Genomic DNA, 15,947 nt, shown 5'->3' with positions numbered 1-15,947 from the left:
CGTTCGACTCCTCAAGCGCGTTCCGCGTAGTTGGTTTCAACCCACTTGAGGTATTCGCCCGAGGCCACCTCGTCGACCCACACCTGGTTGTCGAGATACCAGCGCACCGTCTTCGCGAGACCGGTCTCGAACGTCTCGGCGGGCTTCCAGCCGAGTTCGCGCTCGAGCTTGCGCGCATCGATCGCGTAACGACGATCGTGGCCGGGACGGTCCGTCACGTAGGTGATCTGATCACGGTACGAACCGGTTGCCTTCGGACGCGCCTGATCGAGCAAATCGCACAGCGTATGCACGACCTCGAGGTTCTTCTTCTCGTTCCAGCCGCCGACGTTGTACGTCTCGCCGGGCACGCCGCGCGCGAGCACTTCACGAATCGCGCTGCAGTGGTCGCCGACGTACAGCCAGTCGCGCACGTTCTGCCCGTCGCCGTAGACGGGCAGCGGCTTGCCGGCGAGCGCATTGGCAATCATCAGTGGAATGAGTTTCTCGGGGAACTGGTATGGGCCGTAGTTGTTCGAGCAGTTCGTGGTGAGCGTGGGCAGGTCGTACGTATGATGATAGGCGCGCACGAGATGATCGGAGCCGGCCTTGGTCGCCGAATACGGGCTATTCGGCGCATACGGCGTGGTTTCCGAGAACTGCGGATCAGTCGCCGACAACGAGCCGAACACTTCATCCGTCGATACGTGCAGAAAACGAAAGGCCAATTTGTCCGCTTCGCCCAGGCCGCTCCAGTAGGTCCGTGCGGCTTCGAGCAGCGTGAACGTGCCCACCACATTGGTCTGAACGAAATCCGCCGGCCCGTGAATCGAGCGATCGACGTGGCTTTCCGCGGCGAAATGCAGCACTGCGCGAGGCTTGTGTTGCGCAAACAGCGCATCGAGTGCCGCTCGGTCGCAAATATCGGCCCGTACGAACACGTGTTTCGGGTTCCCGTCCAGCGACTGCAGCGTGCGACGGTTGCCGGCGTAGGTCAACTTGTCGACATTGAGCACGGCCTCGTCGGATTGACGCAGCCAGTCGAGTACAAAATTGGCGCCGATAAAACCCGCGCCCCCCGTCACCAGGATCATGAGGCTCCCTCTAGTCATACGCGGCAGGCCTCAAGTACGAGCCGCCGTCATTTCGAACTGCGACGGCATCAACGTACGCGTCGCTCAAGGCGGGAATTCTAACTTCTCACCGTGACCGTCAAAGTCATGAAATGCTAATTTTGTCGAGGAAGCGGCAATTATAGGAAGCAAGCCTCTGCAAAAGCCACGCTGCTAACAACTTGAAACAGTGGTCCGCATCGGCAGAACGCACGAAATTATGTTCTAAATCAATACGTTAAACTGGCACAATATCGTGCATGAGCGCGCTTCCGCAGCGCGCCTTTTCCCATCCAGTGTCAAGACCTGTAACAACTGCCTCTCATGCCGCCCACCCCCATCGCCATCGGCGACATCCAAGGCTGTCATTCAGCTTTCCAGTCGCTATCCGAAAAGCTTTCAGCCCCCGCCGACACCCCGCTCTGGATCGCCGGCGACATCGTCAACCGCGGCCCCGACTCCCTTGCCGCGCTGCGCGCGCTGGTCGACCTCGGCCCGCGCGCGACCGTCGTGCTCGGCAACCACGACCTCCATCTGCTCGCGGTGTCAGCCGGCATCCGCACCGAACGCCCGGGCGACACGATCGGCGAAATCCTCGACGCCCCCGACGCCGACGCACTGCTGGACTGGGTCCGCCACCGCCCGTTCGCGCACTTCGAAAACGACATGCTGCTCGTGCACGCGGGCGTACTGCCGCAATGGGACACATCGCTCGCGCTCGAACTCGCGGACGAACTCCAGCGCGCACTGCGCGCCCCCGACTGGCGTGACACGCTTCAAGGCCTGTACGGCAACGAACCGAATCAATGGAATCCGAACCTGAAAAAACGCGACCGGATGCGTGTCGCGTTCAACGCGTTCACGCGCTTGCGGTTCTGCACGCCCGATGGCGCGATGGAGTTCAAGACGAACGGCGGCCCCGACAGCGCGCCACCGGGCTACCTGCCGTGGTTCGACGTACCGGCGCGCCGCACCGAAAACGTAACGGTCGTGTTCGGGCACTGGGCCGCGCTCGGCCTGATGCTGCGCGACAACGTCGTCGCGCTCGATTCGGGGTGCGTATGGGGAAATCAATTGTCGGCCGTGCGACTGACGGCCGATCCGGCGCAGCGTACGGTCACGCAGGTGCAGTGCGAGGCGTGCCGCACGCCGGGCGGCGAATGACCCGCACGCGCGGCGCGCGGGCGGAATGAAGCATCACCCCTCCCGCCCCGGCACCGGCTCCTCGGCCGCCGCCTCACCCGCCGCACCGCCACCGAGCTCGGTCGCCGGATACGCATGCTTCTGCAGCTCCGCGAGCGACTCGGCCGACGGCTTGCCGACCTTCTCCTGCAACGTCGCCAGCGCGGCGGCGATCGCATCGCGGGCCGCCGCCGACGTCGTGCGCCGATCACCGCCCGGCGCGATCGGCTCGCACACGTAGAGATGCGCGACGAGCGGGCCGCCGCGCAACACCATGTCGAGCGACGTCCCGAGCGACAGTTCGCCCGTATAGGCCGGCGCGACCGACTGCCGCCGCTGCGCGTCCTCGTACATCAGGCAGACCGGCTGCACCGCGCAGCCGGCCGACACCGCAGCCTGGAACAGGTTCGCATGGAATGGCAGCAGCCCCTGCCCGTCCGACGTGGTGCCTTCCGGAAACACGCACATCAGCCCGCCGCCGCGCAGGCGCTCGGCCATCTCGTGCATGATCCGCATCGCCTCGGTACGCTTCTCGCGCTGCAGGAACACGGTATCGAGCTTCTCGGCGAGCCAGCCGACGACCGGCCACTGCCGCACCTCGGCCTTCGACACGAACGGCGTCGGCCGCCATGCGTTGATCGCGTAGATGTCGAGCCACGACACGTGATTGCCGACCACGAGCGCGCTCGCGTCGAGCCGCGCGCCGTCGTTGTGGACGACGAGGCGCATCCCGCAGATCCGCAGCATCTTGAGCGACCAGCGGCGCGTCATTTCGGCGCGGCGCGCGGGCGTGACATGCGAAAAGCGCAGCGCGACGATCGCCATGCCGCGCAGCAGGTGAAAGACGAGACGCAGCTTGCGAAGAGCGGTCATGGCGAAGATCCGGCTGGGTTCAGTGACGCTCGAACGCGACCTGCCCCGCCACGAGCGTCGCACGCACGCAGGCCGGCAGTTCGTAGCCGAGGAACGGCGAGTTGTGGCCCTGGCTCTTCAGCACGCGCGGCTCGACGCGCCAGTGCGCGCGTGGATCGAACACGCACAGGTCGGCCGCGCCGCCTTCGGCCAGGCGGCCCGCCGGCAACTGCAGCACGTCGGCCGGCGCCGCCGTGATGCGGCGCAGCGCCTGCGCGAGCGGCGTGTTCGTTTCATCGGCCCACTTCACGGTGAGCGACAGCAGCAGTTCGAGCCCCGTCGCGCCCGGCGTCGCTTCGGCGAACGGCAGCAACTTCTCGTCGTCGTCGACCGGCGTGTGATCGGAGCAGATCGCATCGATCGTGCCGTCGGCGAGCGCCGCGCGGATCGCTTCGCGATCGCGCTCGCCGCGCAGTGGCGGGTCCAGCCGGAACTGCGAATCGAAGTAGCCGATGTCGACGTCGATCAGGTGCAGGTGGTTCACGCCGACGTCGCACGTCACGGGCAGCCCCTCGGCCTTCGCTTCACGCACGAGCGCAAGGCCGGCCGCCGACGACAGGCGGGCGAGGTGCACGCGCGCGCCCGTCACGCGCATCAGTTCGAAGATCGTGTGCAGCGCGATCGTCTCGGCCGCGACCGGCACGCCGGACAGCCCGAGCCGCGACGCGAGCGCGCCGCTCGCGGCGACGCCGCCGCGGCCGATGAACGCATCGAGCGGACGCAGCCACGTCGTGTAACCGTAGGTGCTCGCGTATTGCAGCGCGCGCAGCAGCACCTGCGTGTCGCGCACCGGCACGTTCGCATGCGTGAAGCCGACGCAGCCCGATTCGGTCAGCGCGACCATCTCGGTGATCACTTCGCCCTTGAGGCCGACGGTGAGCGCGCCGAGCGGATGGACGTTCGCCTGGTGCAAGTTGCGGGCACGGAACTTGAGCATCTCGACGAGGCCCGGCTCGTCGAGCACGGGGTCGGTGTCCGGCGGGCACACGAGGGTCGTCACGCCGCCCGCGACGGCCGCGGCCATCTCGGACGCGAGCGTCGCCTTGTGCTCGTAGCCGGGCTCGCGCAGCCGCGCGCACAGGTCGACGAGACCGGGCGCGACGATCTGGCCCGACGCGTCGATCGTCTTGTCCGCGTCGAAACCGGCCGGTGCCGCACCTGCTGCCGCGAGCGCGGCGATCTTGCCGTCCGCGACGAATACGTCGGCCTGCCGCTCGGTGCCGGCGACCGGGTCGATCAGCGTGCCGCCTTTGATATGAATCTTCATGCGCTGTCTGTAAATGCGTTGATTGCGTGAATAAGGATGCGCGAAAGCGGGCTCAGTCGCTGTTGCCGGCGACGATGCCCATCACCGCCATCCGCACGGCGATGCCGAACGTGACCTGGTTGAGGATCACCGACTGCGGGCCGTCGGCGACCTGCGAGTCGATCTCGACGCCGCGGTTCATCGGGCCCGGGTGCATCACGATCGCGTCGGGCGCGGCGAGCGCGAGGCGCTCGGGCGTCAGGCCCCAGGTCTTGAAATATTCCTGCGCGGACGGCAGCAGCGCGCCGCTCATCCGCTCGTTCTGCAGGCGCAGCATGATGATCACGTCGACGCCCTTCAGGCCTTCGTCGAGGTTGTGGAACACCTTCACGCCCATCTGCTCGAGGCCGCCCGGCAGCAGCGTGCGCGGGCCGATCGCGCGCACTTCCGGCACGCCGAGCGTGGTGAGCGCGTGGATGTCCGAGCGCGCGACGCGCGAATGCAGGATGTCGCCGACGATCGCCACGCGCAGCTTCGTGAAGTCGCGCTTGTAGTGACGGATCGTGTACATGTCGAGCAGGCCCTGCGTCGGGTGCGCGTGCCGGCCATCGCCCGCGTTGATCACGTGCACGTGCGGCGCGCAGTGCTCGGCGATCAGGTACGGCGCGCCGCTCGACGCATGGCGCACGACGAACAGGTCGGCATGCATCGCCGACAGGTTGTTGATCGTGTCGAGCAGCGACTCGCCCTTGCTCGTCGACGACGCGTTGATGTTCAGGTTCAGCACGTCGGCCGACAGACGCGTCGCGGCGATCTCGAAGGTCGTGCGCGTGCGCGTCGAGTTCTCGAAGAACAGGTTGAACACCGACTTGCCGCGCAGGAGCGGCACCTTCTTCACCTCGCGGTCCGTCACGCTGACGAACTGCTCGGCCGTGTCGAGGATGTGGTTGACGATCGAGCGCGGCAGGCCCTCGATCGACAGCAGGTGTTTCAACTCGCCGTTTTTCGTGAGCTGCGGGTTGCCCTTCAGGAAACCGTAGCGGAACCGCTCGGGGCTCGCGGCCGCGGCGGGATTGCCGGTGCGGCCAGTGGTGTCGGTGGTCATGGTGTGCGTGATTCCAACTATGCAAACGGGCCGCGGTACGAACCGGCGGCCCGGGATACGGTTGCGCGGTTCGCTCAGGCGCCGTGGGCCTCGATGCGCAGCGTGAGCTGCGCGGCTTCGTCGCGCGCGAGCACGAGCGTCGCATCGGCCGGCACATCGACGGTGCCGCCCGCGAAACGCGCGGCGACCGGCAGTTCGCGGCCGCCGCGATCGGCGAGCACCGCAAGCTCGACCGCGGCCGGACGGCCGTAGTCGAACAGTTCGTTGAGCGCGGCGCGCACGGTGCGGCCGGTGTACAGCACGTCGTCGACGAGCACGATGCGCGCGCCGTCGACCTCGAACGGCAGCGACGTGGGGCTTGCCTGGCTGTGCAGCCCCTTCTTCGCGTAGTCGTCGCGATGCAGCGCGACGTTCACGACACCGAACTCCGGCGCGCCGAGATCGCGCGCGAGGCGCTCGGCGAGCCAGGCGCCGCCGCTGTGAATGCCGGCGAGCCGCGGGCCGCCCGGCTCGGCGAAGGCCGTGCCGTACGCGTTGCGGATCTGGTCGAGCAGGACGCGGTAGAGCGCGTCGGCATCAATGGTGCTCATGGTCGGACAATTGATCGAGATACTGTTGAAGGATCACGCGCGCGGCCTCGGCATCGAGTATCTCGGCGCGTGCGCGCCCGCGCACGTTGCGCTCGCGCAGCCCGGCCTCGGCCTCGACCGACGAATAGCGTTCGTCGACCCACGTGACGGGCAGCCCGAAGCGGCCGTTCAGCTGGTTGCCGAAACGCTTCGCCTGCTGCGTCATGTCGTGCGGCGTGCCGTCCGGATGCATCGGCAGGCCGACGACGAGCGCGTCCGGCCGCCATTCGGCCAGCAGTTCGCCGACCGCCTTGAAGCGGTGCTCGCGGTTCAGGTTGGGAATCACGACGAGGGCACGGGCCGAGCGCGTCAGCGCGTTGCCGATCGCGACGCCGATCCGCTTCTCGCCGTAATCGAACGCCAGGAGCGTCGCATCGCGCGCGCTCGCGCCGCTCATGCGTGCCCTGCTTCGCCGGACAGCATCGACGAGCTGACGCCGAGCAGGCCAAGTGCGGCTTCGAAACGCTCCTCGGCCGGCGTGTCGAACACGATGCGCGGATCGGCGGCGACCGTCAGCCAGCCGTTGCGGGAAATTTCTTCCTCGAGCTGCCCGGCGCCCCAGCCGGCGTGGCCGAGCGTCAGCAGGAAGCGCTTCGGGCCGGTGCCCGTCGCGACCGCCTCGAGTACGTCCTTCGACGTCGTCATCTCGAGCCCGCCCTCGACCGACATGGACGAGTTGTAGTTCGCGCCCTCGACCGGCTCGTGCAGCACGAAGCCGCGCTCGGTCTGGACCGGGCCGCCGAAGTACACGGGAATGTGCAGCAGCGGCTCGATGTCGAGCTTCAGGTCGATGCGGCTGAACAGCGATTCGAGGTCGATGTCGGTCGGACGATTGATGACGAGGCCGAGCGCACCGCGCTCGCTGTGATCGCAAAGATAGACCACCGTTCCCGAAAACGTCGGATCCGCCATGTTCGGCATGGCGATCAGGAACTGGTTGGTGAGATTGATGCGATCGGAAGGCTTTGACATGGTTTGAATTTTAGCAAAGACGCCGCGGCCTGACCGGGCCGCGATCAACAAGCAACGCCGCACGACGCTGGCAACGACACGCGCGGATCACATGGCACTCTAACACGCGCGCGGGCGCTGTCGGCAGCGTGTTGCCGGCCCGCGTGGCAAGGGCTGCCGCCGCGGTCGCGCCCCGTTGCGCATCAGGTCCGGGCGAGCGCCGCGCCGAGCGCCTCGGACGCCGCGGTCAGGTCCGGCGGCGCCACCCCTGCGGCGATCTTCAGCAGCGCGCCGCGCAGCAGGTCGGATGCCCGGCCGTGCGCGTCGAGCCCGCCGTCGGCGAGCGGCAGGCCGTGTGCGGCACGGCGCCACGCGAGCCCGAGCGTGTCGGCCAGCAGCGCCGCGTGACCGAGCCCGAGCGCGCATGCGGCCGTACCGACCCGGTAGGCGGCCGCGGATGCGCGCCATGCGGCCCCCGCATCGGCCGCACCCGCATCGACGGCCAGATCGGCCATCGACGCGTCGGCCGTCTGCAGGAAATCCTCATACGCATGCGCGTTGACGGTCACGACGCCGAGCATGCGGGTGGGTGCCGCCGCGACCGCCTCATGCTCGGCCTGCGCCGCGCCGGCTTCCCACAGCGCCTCGGACGCGGGCGTGCCGGCGACGTGCCAGTCCACGGTCAGCCCATAGTCGTGCAGCACGTCGACGAGCGCGACGTCTTCCGCGGCCGCGCCGAACAGCGCGAAATCGCGCCACAGCAACGCAACCGTCTCGCGCACGAGCGCCGGCGGCGCGCTGCGCCTGCCCTGCGCGTGCTCGCCGAGCAGCAGGTTGGTCCGTGCGAGGAAACGCTTCAGTTCGGGCGCAGCGCACGCGCGCAGTGCGCGCAGGCACGCGGCGGCGAGTCGCCAGAAGTCATACGGCGCGTCGTCGGCCAGGGCGGTCAGGGTCGTGTCGAGCTCGTCGAGCGCCGCGTCCGGCGTGCCGTGCGGCGCGCGCAGCACGCCGAGCAGCGCCTGCTCGTAACGGGCCCGCGCGCGGCTCGCGAATGCGTCGGGCAGCGCGCGCAGCGTCGCCGGCGGCATCGCGCGCCCGACGAGTGCCAGCGCGTCGAGCGGCACGCTCGCGTGCAGGTCGGCCGAGCTTTGCGCACGCAGCGCACGGAAATGGTCGAACAGGACGGGCGAGCAGGCCAGCTCGCGCAGATTGTGGCGCCCGACCGCCGCGCTGAAATCGCGCAACGCGAGGCGCCAGGCGGCGCAAGCCGGTTCGGCGGCGACGAGCGGCACCGCGGCGGCCAGTTGCCCCGCGAATCGGGCGGCCGGCAGCCAGCCGGCCTCCGCCAGCACGGCGGCAGCGGCCGACAGCGGCGCGGCCGCGTCGTCGCGACGCTCGAATGCGTCGGCGGCCGCCGCGAGCCACGCGTCGGCCGCGCGCACGGCCCCGCCGCGCGGGTTGGGTAATGCGTCAGGGTGGGGAACGTTCGCCGGATCGGCCGTCATGGACACGCGCGCCTGTCATCGTCAAGTCGCTCGCGCCGGCCTCGGCGCGCAAGCACCGGGCAACCGCGAGGCCGCAGCCGGGTGTCCGTTGGCCAAGGGTCCGGTCAGATCTGGACCATCTCGAAGTCTTCCTTGCGAGCGCCGCATTCGGGGCACGTCCAGTTGATCGGGACGTCTTCCCAGCGCGTGCCCGGGGCGATGCCCTCTTCGGGCAGCCCGGCTTCTTCGTCATAAATCCAGCCACAAATCAGGCACATCCAGCTCTTGTATTCCATCTTAAGCCGCGTCGGGAAAAGTCGGTAAATTCGGGAGCCATGATGGTACCGTGTCGGGGCCGGACTGCCTAGCAATCGCGCTGGAGTACGGCGACTACGTTGCGCTGCGCTAAAAAATCCGTCGTGCGGGCCGGATTCCGCCGCATAATGGCTGGAAAGTGCGGCCTGCCGGGCAACACAGGGCCCAAAGGCCCACTTCGCCTCGCCGTCCGCAGTTCCGTCGCTTCCCCGTTTTTTTCTTGCCCCATTTTTACATGTCCAGCAACGCCCCTCCGATCGTCCTCACCTTCGGCCTGTCCGATCCCACCGGCGGCTCCGGCCTCCAAGCCGATCTGATGACACTGGCGAGCATGGGCTGCCACGGCGTGTCCGTCCTGACGGGCTATACCGTGCGCGACTCCGCCGCCTGCGACGAAGTGACCGGTCTCGATCCCGATGTCGTCGCCGCCCAGGCGCGCATGCTGCTCGAGGACATGCCGGTCGCCGCGTTCAAGATCGGCGCGGCGACGCGCGCGGAAGTCGTGAGCGCGATCGCCGAAGTGGTCGCCGACTACGACGGCGTGCCGCTCGTGCTCGCGCCGGACTTCACGCTCGACGACGAGCACGTGCTCGCCGCCGACGACCTGCGCGAATCGATCGCCGACCTGCTCGCGCCGCAGACGACGCTGCTGGTCGCCGACCACGCGACGCTGATCGCGCTCGCGCAGCCGGACGGCGATGCCGAGGCGCCGAATCTCGACGCGGCCGTGTCGCACCTGCTGTCGCAGGGCTGCGAGTACATCCTGTCGTCGGAGACGGGCTCGCACCGGCTCGTCAACACGTTGTACGGCGAGGAAGGCCAGCTTCGCGAAGACATGTGGGATCGCTCGCCGCACCGGTTGATGGGCATCACCGATACGCTCGGCGCGGCGATCGCGGCACTGCTCGCGAATGGCCAGGAACCGCCCGAGGCGGTGCGCGAGGCGCAGGAATACCTGTACCAGGCCGTGCGCGACGCGTTCCGGCCCGGCATGGGCGCGTACCTGCCCGACCGGTTCTTCTGGGCCCGCAGCAACGATGAGGAAGGCGGGCGCCCGGTGACGGAAAGCAGCAAAAGCTCACCGCGGATCGCCCGGCATTGAACCCGCACGGCGGCCCTGCGCCGCCGTTGCACGCGACTCACCCTCGCGCCGGGGCGGCATGTCCGCCCCTTTTTACGCGCACATAAAAAAAGACCCGCATCGCTGCGGGTCTTTTTCTTTGGCTGGAGCGCGCATCGCTGCGCGCCCCGGACACCATCGACCGAAGTCGATTACATGTCCATGCCCATGCCGCCCATGCCGCCCGGCATGCCGCCCGGCATCGGTGCGTCTTCCTTCGGCAGTTCTGCGACAGCTGCGTCCGTCGTCAGCAGCAGGCCAGCAACCGAAGCTGCGTTCTGCAGTGCGGTGCGCGTGACCTTGGTCGGGTCGACGACGCCGGCTTCAACCATGTCGACGTACTCGCCCGTTGCTGCGTTGTAGCCGTAGTTGCCCGTGCCTGCAGCCACTGCCGCCACCACGACGCTCGCTTCTTCGCCGCCGTTCGTGACGATCTGGCGCAGCGGCTCTTCCATTGCGCGCAGCACGATCTTGATGCCGGCGTTCTGGTCGGCGTTCGCGCCGGTCAGGCCTGCGATCGCGGTGCGAGCGCGGATCAGCGCAACGCCGCCGCCTGCCACGATGCCTTCTTCCACAGCTGCGCGCGTTGCGTGCAGTGCGTCTTCGACACGTGCCTTCTTTTCCTTCATTTCGACTTCGGTCGCAGCACCGACCTTGATCACTGCCACGCCGCCGGCCAGCTTGGCCACGCGCTCTTGCAGCTTTTCACGGTCGTAGTCCGACGTCGCTTCTTCGATTTGCGTGCGAACTTGCTTGACGCGCGCTTCGATGTTCACGGCTTCGCCTGCGCCGTCGATGATCGTCGTGTTTTCCTTGCCCACTTCGATGCGCTTCGCCTGGCCCAGTTCTGCCAGCGTTGCCTTCTCGAGCGTCAGGCCGGTTTCTTCCGCGACGACTTGACCGCCGGTCAGGATCGCGATGTCTTCCAGCATCGCCTTGCGACGATCGCCGAAGCCCGGCGCCTTGACCGCAACGGTCTTCAGGATGCCGCGGATGTTGTTGACGACCAGCGTTGCGAGCGCTTCGCCTTCGACGTCTTCAGCGATGATCAGCAGCGGACGGCCAGCCTTCGCGACTTGCTCGAGCACCGGCAGCAGATCACGGATGTTCGACACCTTCTTGTCGTGCAGCAGCACGAACGGGTTGTCGAGGACGGCGACTTGCTTGTCCGGGTTGTTGATGAAGTACGGCGACAGGTAGCCGCGGTCGAACTGCATGCCTTCGACGACGTCGAGTTCGTCAGCCAGCGACTTGCCGTCTTCGACGGTGATCACGCCTTCCTTGCCGACCTTGTCCATCGCTTCAGCGATGCGATCGCCGATCGACGTGTCGCTGTTCGCCGAGATCGAGCCGACCTGTGCGATTTCCTTGTTCGTCGTGCACGGCTTGCTGATCTTCTTCAGCTCTTCGACAGCCGCTGCGACTGCCTTGTCGATGCCGCGCTTCAGGTCCATCGGGTTCATGCCCGATGCGACGTACTTCATGCCTTCGCGAACGATCGATTGCGCGAGGACGGTTGCCGTCGTCGTGCCGTCGCCTGCGTTGTCGCTGGTCTTGGAAGCGACTTCCTTGACCATTTGCGCGCCCATGTTCTGGAGCTTGTCCTTCAGCTCGATTTCCTTCGCGACCGACACACCGTCCTTGGTGACCGTCGGGCCGCCGAAGCTGCGCTCGAGCACGACGTTGCGGCCCTTCGGACCCAGCGTGACCTTGACTGCGTTGGCGAGAATGTTCACGCCTTCGACCATCTTCGAACGGGCGGAATCGCCGAATACGACGTCTTTAGCTGCCATCTTCTAACTCCTTGAATTCTTGGGAATATGTACCGTCGGTGGACGCTTACTGCGCGTTGACCACGGCCATGATGTCTTCTTCGCGCATGACCAGCAGTTCCTGGCCGTCGACCTTGACGGTCTGACCAGCGTACTTGCCGAACAGCACGCGATCGCCGACCTTCACGTCGAGCGCGATCGCCGCGCCCTTGTCGTCACGCTTGCCCGGGCCGACCGCGAGGATCTCGCCTTGATCCGGCTTCTCAGCAGCAGCTTCGGGGATCACGATGCCCGAGGCGGTCTTGGTTTCCTGATCCAGGCGCTTGACGATCACGCGATCGTGCAAAGGACGAAGGTTCATATTCACTCCTCTCTTGACTGAGATTGAAGAACGCTTAGGGAATCTGCCCGGCGGGTCGCCCGGCAGAGAATTGTTAGCACTCTCGTGCAGCGAGTGCTAATTATATGGACGGGTTTTGACAAATTCAAGAAGGGGAGCCGGAGGTTTTTTCGTGCGGGGCGGAACGGCGGAAAAACGGGGATAAATCAAAAAAAGCCATTCAAAACAATCACATACACATCAACCTCGCACACCGGGAGCGGACGGGATACGGGATATCCCGACCATCGCCCCAATTTGACACGGGGCAGGCACCGAGTTCCCGCGGTCGTCCGGTATCGCATGAAAAGGGCCGCTCGGACGCCAAGGAGGCCGGGACAGAACGCGAGATCGTCACATGTCCGGACAGCCGGCGACCGGCTGGAACGTCCGGCCGTCGGTCTCGACCGTCGCGCCAAGCCGGCGCGCGAGCCCTTTCGCGCCTTCGCGCATCACGACGTCGTGATTCCAGGCGAACAGCGGGCGCGCGACCGGCTCCAGCCAGTTCATCCAGCGCTCGCGCGTGCGGATGTGCCAGTCGTAGCGCACGACGGTGCGCGTGCCGTCGCCGGCGAACGACCAGCGGCCGTCGCCTTCGATCGCGCCGCTCGCGCGGCCTTCGAGCACATGCAGCCGCTCGACGCGCAGCACGCGCATGTCGAAGGTCAGCCGGTACGGCAACGCGCCTTTCCACGTGTAGCGCTGCAGCGCGCCGACGCCGCGCGCATCGCCGGGTTCGATCTCGACGGTCCGCACGGCGCTCTTCCACCAGTCGGGCCAGCGATCGACCTGGTAGATCGCGTCCCAGACCGCCGCGAGCGGCGCGTCCACGCGCCACGTCGTCGAAAACCGGTATTCCGCCATGCTGCCTCCGGCAGGAGTCGTCGGGATCAGGAATCAGGGGGAGAAAAAGCGGGCGGGAAACGCGACGTCGATCTCGACGTCGTCGAGCGTGACCGTCTCGAGCGGCGCGCCGTCGTCGTCCGCGAAGCTGACCACCTTCAGCGGAAAGCCGTCCTCGGTGTCCAGCCACAGACGATAGCGATGCACGCCGTCGACCACGTGCGCGGGTGCGCCCGTCACCGACACGCGCAGCGTGGTGCGGCCGCCGACGGTTTCCTGGCCCTCCGTCACCGTCGCACCGCCCTGCTGCAGCGCATGCACGTTGCGCAGCAGCACGCCGACGTCCGACCGATCGACGCGATGGCCGCTGCGATTGCGCAGGAGCGGATTGGACGGCGACAGCGTCAACGCGGGCAGCGCATGCTCGCCGAACGGGCGCAGCCGGACCTTGCCGTCGCCGGGATCGTACGCGAGCACCGCGCCGTGATGCGGCGACACGAAGTCCATCCGGACGAAACCGGGTTTCAGGTACGCATAGTGGAATTCGGCGTGCTCGCCGCTTCGCGCCGACGAGCGGATCGTCGCGCGATACGAGTGGACCTGGTCGAAATGCGTCTGCGCGACGGTCACGGGGTCGGCTGTCATGCTCGCTCCTATCAGGCTCGCGGCCAGCAACGCGGCGATCATGGCGCCGCCTCGACGTCGAGCACGCCTTCCATTCCGCGCTCGCGATGACTGCGCAAGAACAGCAGCCGATGCGTGCAATAGTAGGCGAAGCGGCCGGGCGTCGTCGGCGTGAAGCGCAACGTGCGCGGCGTCGTGCCGAGTTCGGTGCGCACCGCGATGCCGGCCTGCGGCGCGTCGATCGCGAAACTGTGCGGCACGACGCCCGGTTCGGCCGATACGGTCAGCTCCACCGGCACGTGCGCGCGGACGATCACGTGGTTCGGGCGAAAGAAATAGCTGCCGCCGACGATCGCCACCCGCTGCACGCCGTCGGCGTCGACCGGCACGCGCACCGGGGCATCGCCATCCGCCCGCGCGAGCCCGGCGCATGCCGCGAGCGCCACCGTCACCATCGCCACCTTCGCGTTCATCATTGGCTCCCTGCCGATACCGCGTGCATCATCCCTTCCACGCGTCGGTCGGCCCGCCGAGCGCGCCGCATGCCTCGATCGCGAGTTCGCGCAGGCGTCGTTCGTCGGCGCGCCCGGAGAGCGCAAAACCCATGCCGCGATCCGACCAGAAATACGTATGGCGGCCGTCGGCCGACATCGCCTGGGGCGCGAAACGCCGCGCGTCGTAGGCCGTCATGTAGAGCGTCACGCGCTTGCCGTCCGCGCGCTGGTACATGAGTTGCGCCGCCGGCCCCGCGTCGCCCGGCAGCAGCCGGCCGCCCAGCAATGCATAGCCGTATTCGTCGAGCGACGGCGCGCGCACGGGCCGCCCGAGACGCGCGGACAGCCACGCGGCAAGGCGCGCCGGATCGCGTGCGTCGACCTCGACCGGATGCTCCCGCTCGGCCGCGTACACGGCGTAAGCGACGTCCGCGCGTGCGGCGAATGCCGGCTCGGCGCCGAACGTCGTCCAGCCCGCGTGCAGCGCGATGCCGATCACCAGCCCGGCCGCCAGCCCCGCGAACGCATAGGCAAGGCCACGCCAGCGCGGCGCGCGCCGCTGCACGAACAGCGCGGGTGCGGCAGCCGGCAGCGGGAACAGCGCGTGCAACGCATCGCGCTGCGCGCCGTAATGCGCGAACCGGTCGGCCTCCCGCGGATCGGCCCGCAGCCGCTCGAGCACCTCGCGGCGCTCCTGCCCGGACAGCTCGCCGTCGAGCAGCGCCGACAGCAGCTGGGCCGACACGGCATCGTCCCGATCGTTCGAAGGTTTGCGCGGATCGTCGTCGTCCATCATGTCTTCCCGATCACCCGTAACGCGGCCGCGCCGTGCGCCGGCGGCTCGCCGGACAACAGCGCACGCATCTGTTCACGCGCCCGTGACAGCCGCGACATCACCGTCCCCACCGGCACGCCGAGCACCTGTGCGGCGTCGCGGTAACTCAGCTCCTCGAGCGCGACCAGCAGCAGCACCTCACGCTGCTCGACCGGCAACCGGTACAGCGCGCGCTGCACGTCGCGCAGCAGCAGGCCGCCGATCTCGTCGTTCGGCGCGGCCATCGTCTGCCACGGCGCGGTCGCATCGTCGACCGCGATCTCGCGCCGCGCGCGCAACTGGTCGATGAAGCGGTGGCGCAACAGCGTCAGCAGCCACGCGCGCAGGTTGCCGCCGTCACGCGGCGGCCGGTTCAGCGCGCGCTCCAGCGTGTCCTGCACGAGATCGTCCGCCCAGGCCCGATCGCCCGTCAGCGCGCGCGCATACCGGGTGAGATGCGGCAGCCACACCAGCAGGTCCGATTCGTAGCTCATCCGGATGCCTTGCGCGTCGCCGCGCCGTCAGCCCGTCAGTCCGTTCTCAGGGGCGCGCAACGTGCCACATGCCGCCGACGCCGTCGCCGCCCGCGTCACCGGCCTTGTGGTCCATCTTCCAGCGGTATAGCGGACGGCCGCGGTACGCCCATTGCTTCTTGCCGTCGTCGCGCGTGACGAAGCTCAGTGCGCCCGACGCCTTGTCGTATCCGTCGGCGAGCGCCGGCGGCCAGTTGGCCGCGCAGGTACCGGTGCACGTGCTCTTGCCCGGCGCGTCGTGATCGAACACGTACAGCGTCATGTGATCTTCGTCGACCAGTTTCCCGTCACCGGCCTGCGGCGGCTCGGCGGCCGCGGGCCGCGCGATCGCGGCCGTCAGCGCGATGGCGAACAGCATCGTCTTCATTCCCGTTCTCCTTGGCATGGCATCGCGGCACGGCGGCGCCGGACGGGACGTCGACTACGTCATGACCATTATCCCGCTGTCCGGCT

19 protein-coding genes are annotated in these 15,947 nt (G+C 67.8%); 2 read left to right on the top strand and 17 right to left on the bottom strand.

Translation table 11 applies throughout. The features are described 5' to 3' along the window. Window positions 1-11: 11 nt before the first annotated feature. Window positions 12-1,073 carry a dTDP-glucose 4,6-dehydratase gene (rfbB, locus tag U5A56_RS01590; RefSeq protein ID WP_321920779.1) on the bottom strand — a complete coding sequence of 354 codons (1,062 nt, stop codon included), beginning with the start codon at window positions 1,071-1,073 and terminating at the stop codon, window positions 12-14. Window positions 1,074-1,415: 342 nt separating this feature from the next. On the opposite strand from rfbB, the gene U5A56_RS01585 reads away from it, so the two are divergent. Then, the gene (locus tag U5A56_RS01585) at window positions 1,416-2,255 is read left to right on the top strand and encodes a symmetrical bis(5'-nucleosyl)-tetraphosphatase (protein ID WP_321920778.1); all 840 of its coding nucleotides are present in this window, start codon (window positions 1,416-1,418) and stop codon (window positions 2,253-2,255) included. A gap of 33 nt (window positions 2,256-2,288) precedes the next feature. Here the strand turns inward: U5A56_RS01585 and U5A56_RS01580 are convergent, their stop codons facing one another. From U5A56_RS01580 to U5A56_RS01545, 8 genes are all read right to left on the bottom strand, one after another. Then, window positions 2,289-3,146 carry a lysophospholipid acyltransferase family protein gene (locus U5A56_RS01580; protein WP_044846290.1) on the bottom strand — a complete coding sequence of 286 codons (858 nt, stop codon included), beginning with the start codon at window positions 3,144-3,146 and terminating at the stop codon, window positions 2,289-2,291. A gap of 19 nt (window positions 3,147-3,165) precedes the next feature. Then, complete coding sequence (locus U5A56_RS01575) at window positions 3,166-4,452, bottom strand: dihydroorotase (protein ID WP_321920777.1); 1,287 nt, start codon at window positions 4,450-4,452, stop codon at window positions 3,166-3,168. A gap of 52 nt (window positions 4,453-4,504) precedes the next feature. Then, entirely contained in the window at window positions 4,505-5,536 is a 1,032-nt protein-coding gene (locus U5A56_RS01570) for an aspartate carbamoyltransferase catalytic subunit (RefSeq protein ID WP_044846292.1), read from the bottom strand. Between the two features lie 74 nt (window positions 5,537-5,610). After that, window positions 5,611-6,126 (bottom strand): bifunctional pyr operon transcriptional regulator/uracil phosphoribosyltransferase PyrR, encoded by a 516-nt coding sequence (pyrR, locus tag U5A56_RS01565; RefSeq protein ID WP_321920776.1) that lies wholly within the window; start codon window positions 6,124-6,126, stop codon window positions 5,611-5,613. Next, window positions 6,113-6,562 carry a Holliday junction resolvase RuvX gene (ruvX, locus tag U5A56_RS01560; protein ID WP_124488742.1) on the bottom strand — a complete coding sequence of 150 codons (450 nt, stop codon included), beginning with the start codon at window positions 6,560-6,562 and terminating at the stop codon, window positions 6,113-6,115. Before ruvX ends, pyrR begins: the two co-directional genes overlap by 14 nt. Continuing rightward, complete coding sequence (locus tag U5A56_RS01555; protein ID WP_044846295.1) at window positions 6,559-7,137, bottom strand: YqgE/AlgH family protein; 579 nt, start codon at window positions 7,135-7,137, stop codon at window positions 6,559-6,561. Before U5A56_RS01555 ends, ruvX begins: the two co-directional genes overlap by 4 nt. A 182-nt stretch (window positions 7,138-7,319) precedes the next feature. After that, on the bottom strand, window positions 7,320-8,621 hold the full coding sequence (locus U5A56_RS01550) for a hypothetical protein (protein WP_321920775.1): 1,302 nt from the start codon (window positions 8,619-8,621) through the stop codon (window positions 7,320-7,322). Window positions 8,622-8,725: 104 nt separating this feature from the next. Beyond that, window positions 8,726-8,896: a rubredoxin gene (locus tag U5A56_RS01545; RefSeq protein WP_004186709.1), complete on the bottom strand. Its 171-nt coding sequence runs from the start codon at window positions 8,894-8,896 to the stop codon at window positions 8,726-8,728. A gap of 254 nt (window positions 8,897-9,150) precedes the next feature. On the opposite strand from U5A56_RS01545, the gene U5A56_RS01540 reads away from it, so the two are divergent. Then, window positions 9,151-10,017, top strand: a complete 867-nt coding sequence (locus U5A56_RS01540) for a hydroxymethylpyrimidine/phosphomethylpyrimidine kinase (protein ID WP_059466951.1) — start codon at window positions 9,151-9,153, stop codon at window positions 10,015-10,017. Between the two features lie 170 nt (window positions 10,018-10,187). On the opposite strand, the gene groL is transcribed toward U5A56_RS01540, so the two are convergent. The 8 genes from groL to U5A56_RS01500 form a co-directional block, all read right to left on the bottom strand. Then, complete coding sequence (gene groL / locus U5A56_RS01535) at window positions 10,188-11,828, bottom strand: chaperonin GroEL (RefSeq protein ID WP_044846298.1); 1,641 nt, start codon at window positions 11,826-11,828, stop codon at window positions 10,188-10,190. Between the two features lie 46 nt (window positions 11,829-11,874). After that, window positions 11,875-12,168: a co-chaperone GroES gene (gene groES, locus U5A56_RS01530; RefSeq protein WP_014897904.1), complete on the bottom strand. Its 294-nt coding sequence runs from the start codon at window positions 12,166-12,168 to the stop codon at window positions 11,875-11,877. 372 nt (window positions 12,169-12,540) lie between these two features. Then, window positions 12,541-13,050 carry an SRPBCC family protein gene (locus tag U5A56_RS01525; RefSeq protein ID WP_044846299.1) on the bottom strand — a complete coding sequence of 170 codons (510 nt, stop codon included), beginning with the start codon at window positions 13,048-13,050 and terminating at the stop codon, window positions 12,541-12,543. A 33-nt stretch (window positions 13,051-13,083) separates the two neighbouring features. Next, window positions 13,084-13,716, bottom strand: coding sequence for a LolA family protein (locus tag U5A56_RS01520; RefSeq protein WP_124522837.1), 633 nt, complete (start codon window positions 13,714-13,716; stop codon window positions 13,084-13,086). Then, window positions 13,713-14,126, bottom strand: coding sequence for a quinol oxidase (locus U5A56_RS01515; protein WP_124488738.1), 414 nt, complete (start codon window positions 14,124-14,126; stop codon window positions 13,713-13,715). Before U5A56_RS01515 ends, U5A56_RS01520 begins: the two co-directional genes overlap by 4 nt. Window positions 14,127-14,154: 28 nt before the next feature. After that, on the bottom strand, window positions 14,155-14,940 hold the full coding sequence (locus U5A56_RS01510) for an anti-sigma factor family protein (RefSeq protein ID WP_415749081.1): 786 nt from the start codon (window positions 14,938-14,940) through the stop codon (window positions 14,155-14,157). Continuing rightward, entirely contained in the window at window positions 14,940-15,455 is a 516-nt protein-coding gene (locus U5A56_RS01505; RefSeq protein ID WP_044846302.1) for a sigma-70 family RNA polymerase sigma factor, read from the bottom strand. The genes U5A56_RS01510 and U5A56_RS01505 overlap by 1 nt, the downstream gene beginning before the upstream one ends. 46 nt (window positions 15,456-15,501) lie before the next feature. Beyond that, entirely contained in the window at window positions 15,502-15,861 is a 360-nt protein-coding gene (locus U5A56_RS01500; RefSeq protein WP_321920774.1) for a hypothetical protein, read from the bottom strand. Between the last annotated feature and the right edge of the window lie 86 nt (window positions 15,862-15,947).

The sequence above is a fragment of the Burkholderia sp. BCC1998 genome, assembly GCF_905339875.1.
In the GTDB taxonomy this organism is placed as follows: domain Bacteria; phylum Pseudomonadota; class Gammaproteobacteria; order Burkholderiales; family Burkholderiaceae; genus Burkholderia.
This window is presented reverse-complemented; position numbering and strand designations above follow the sequence as displayed.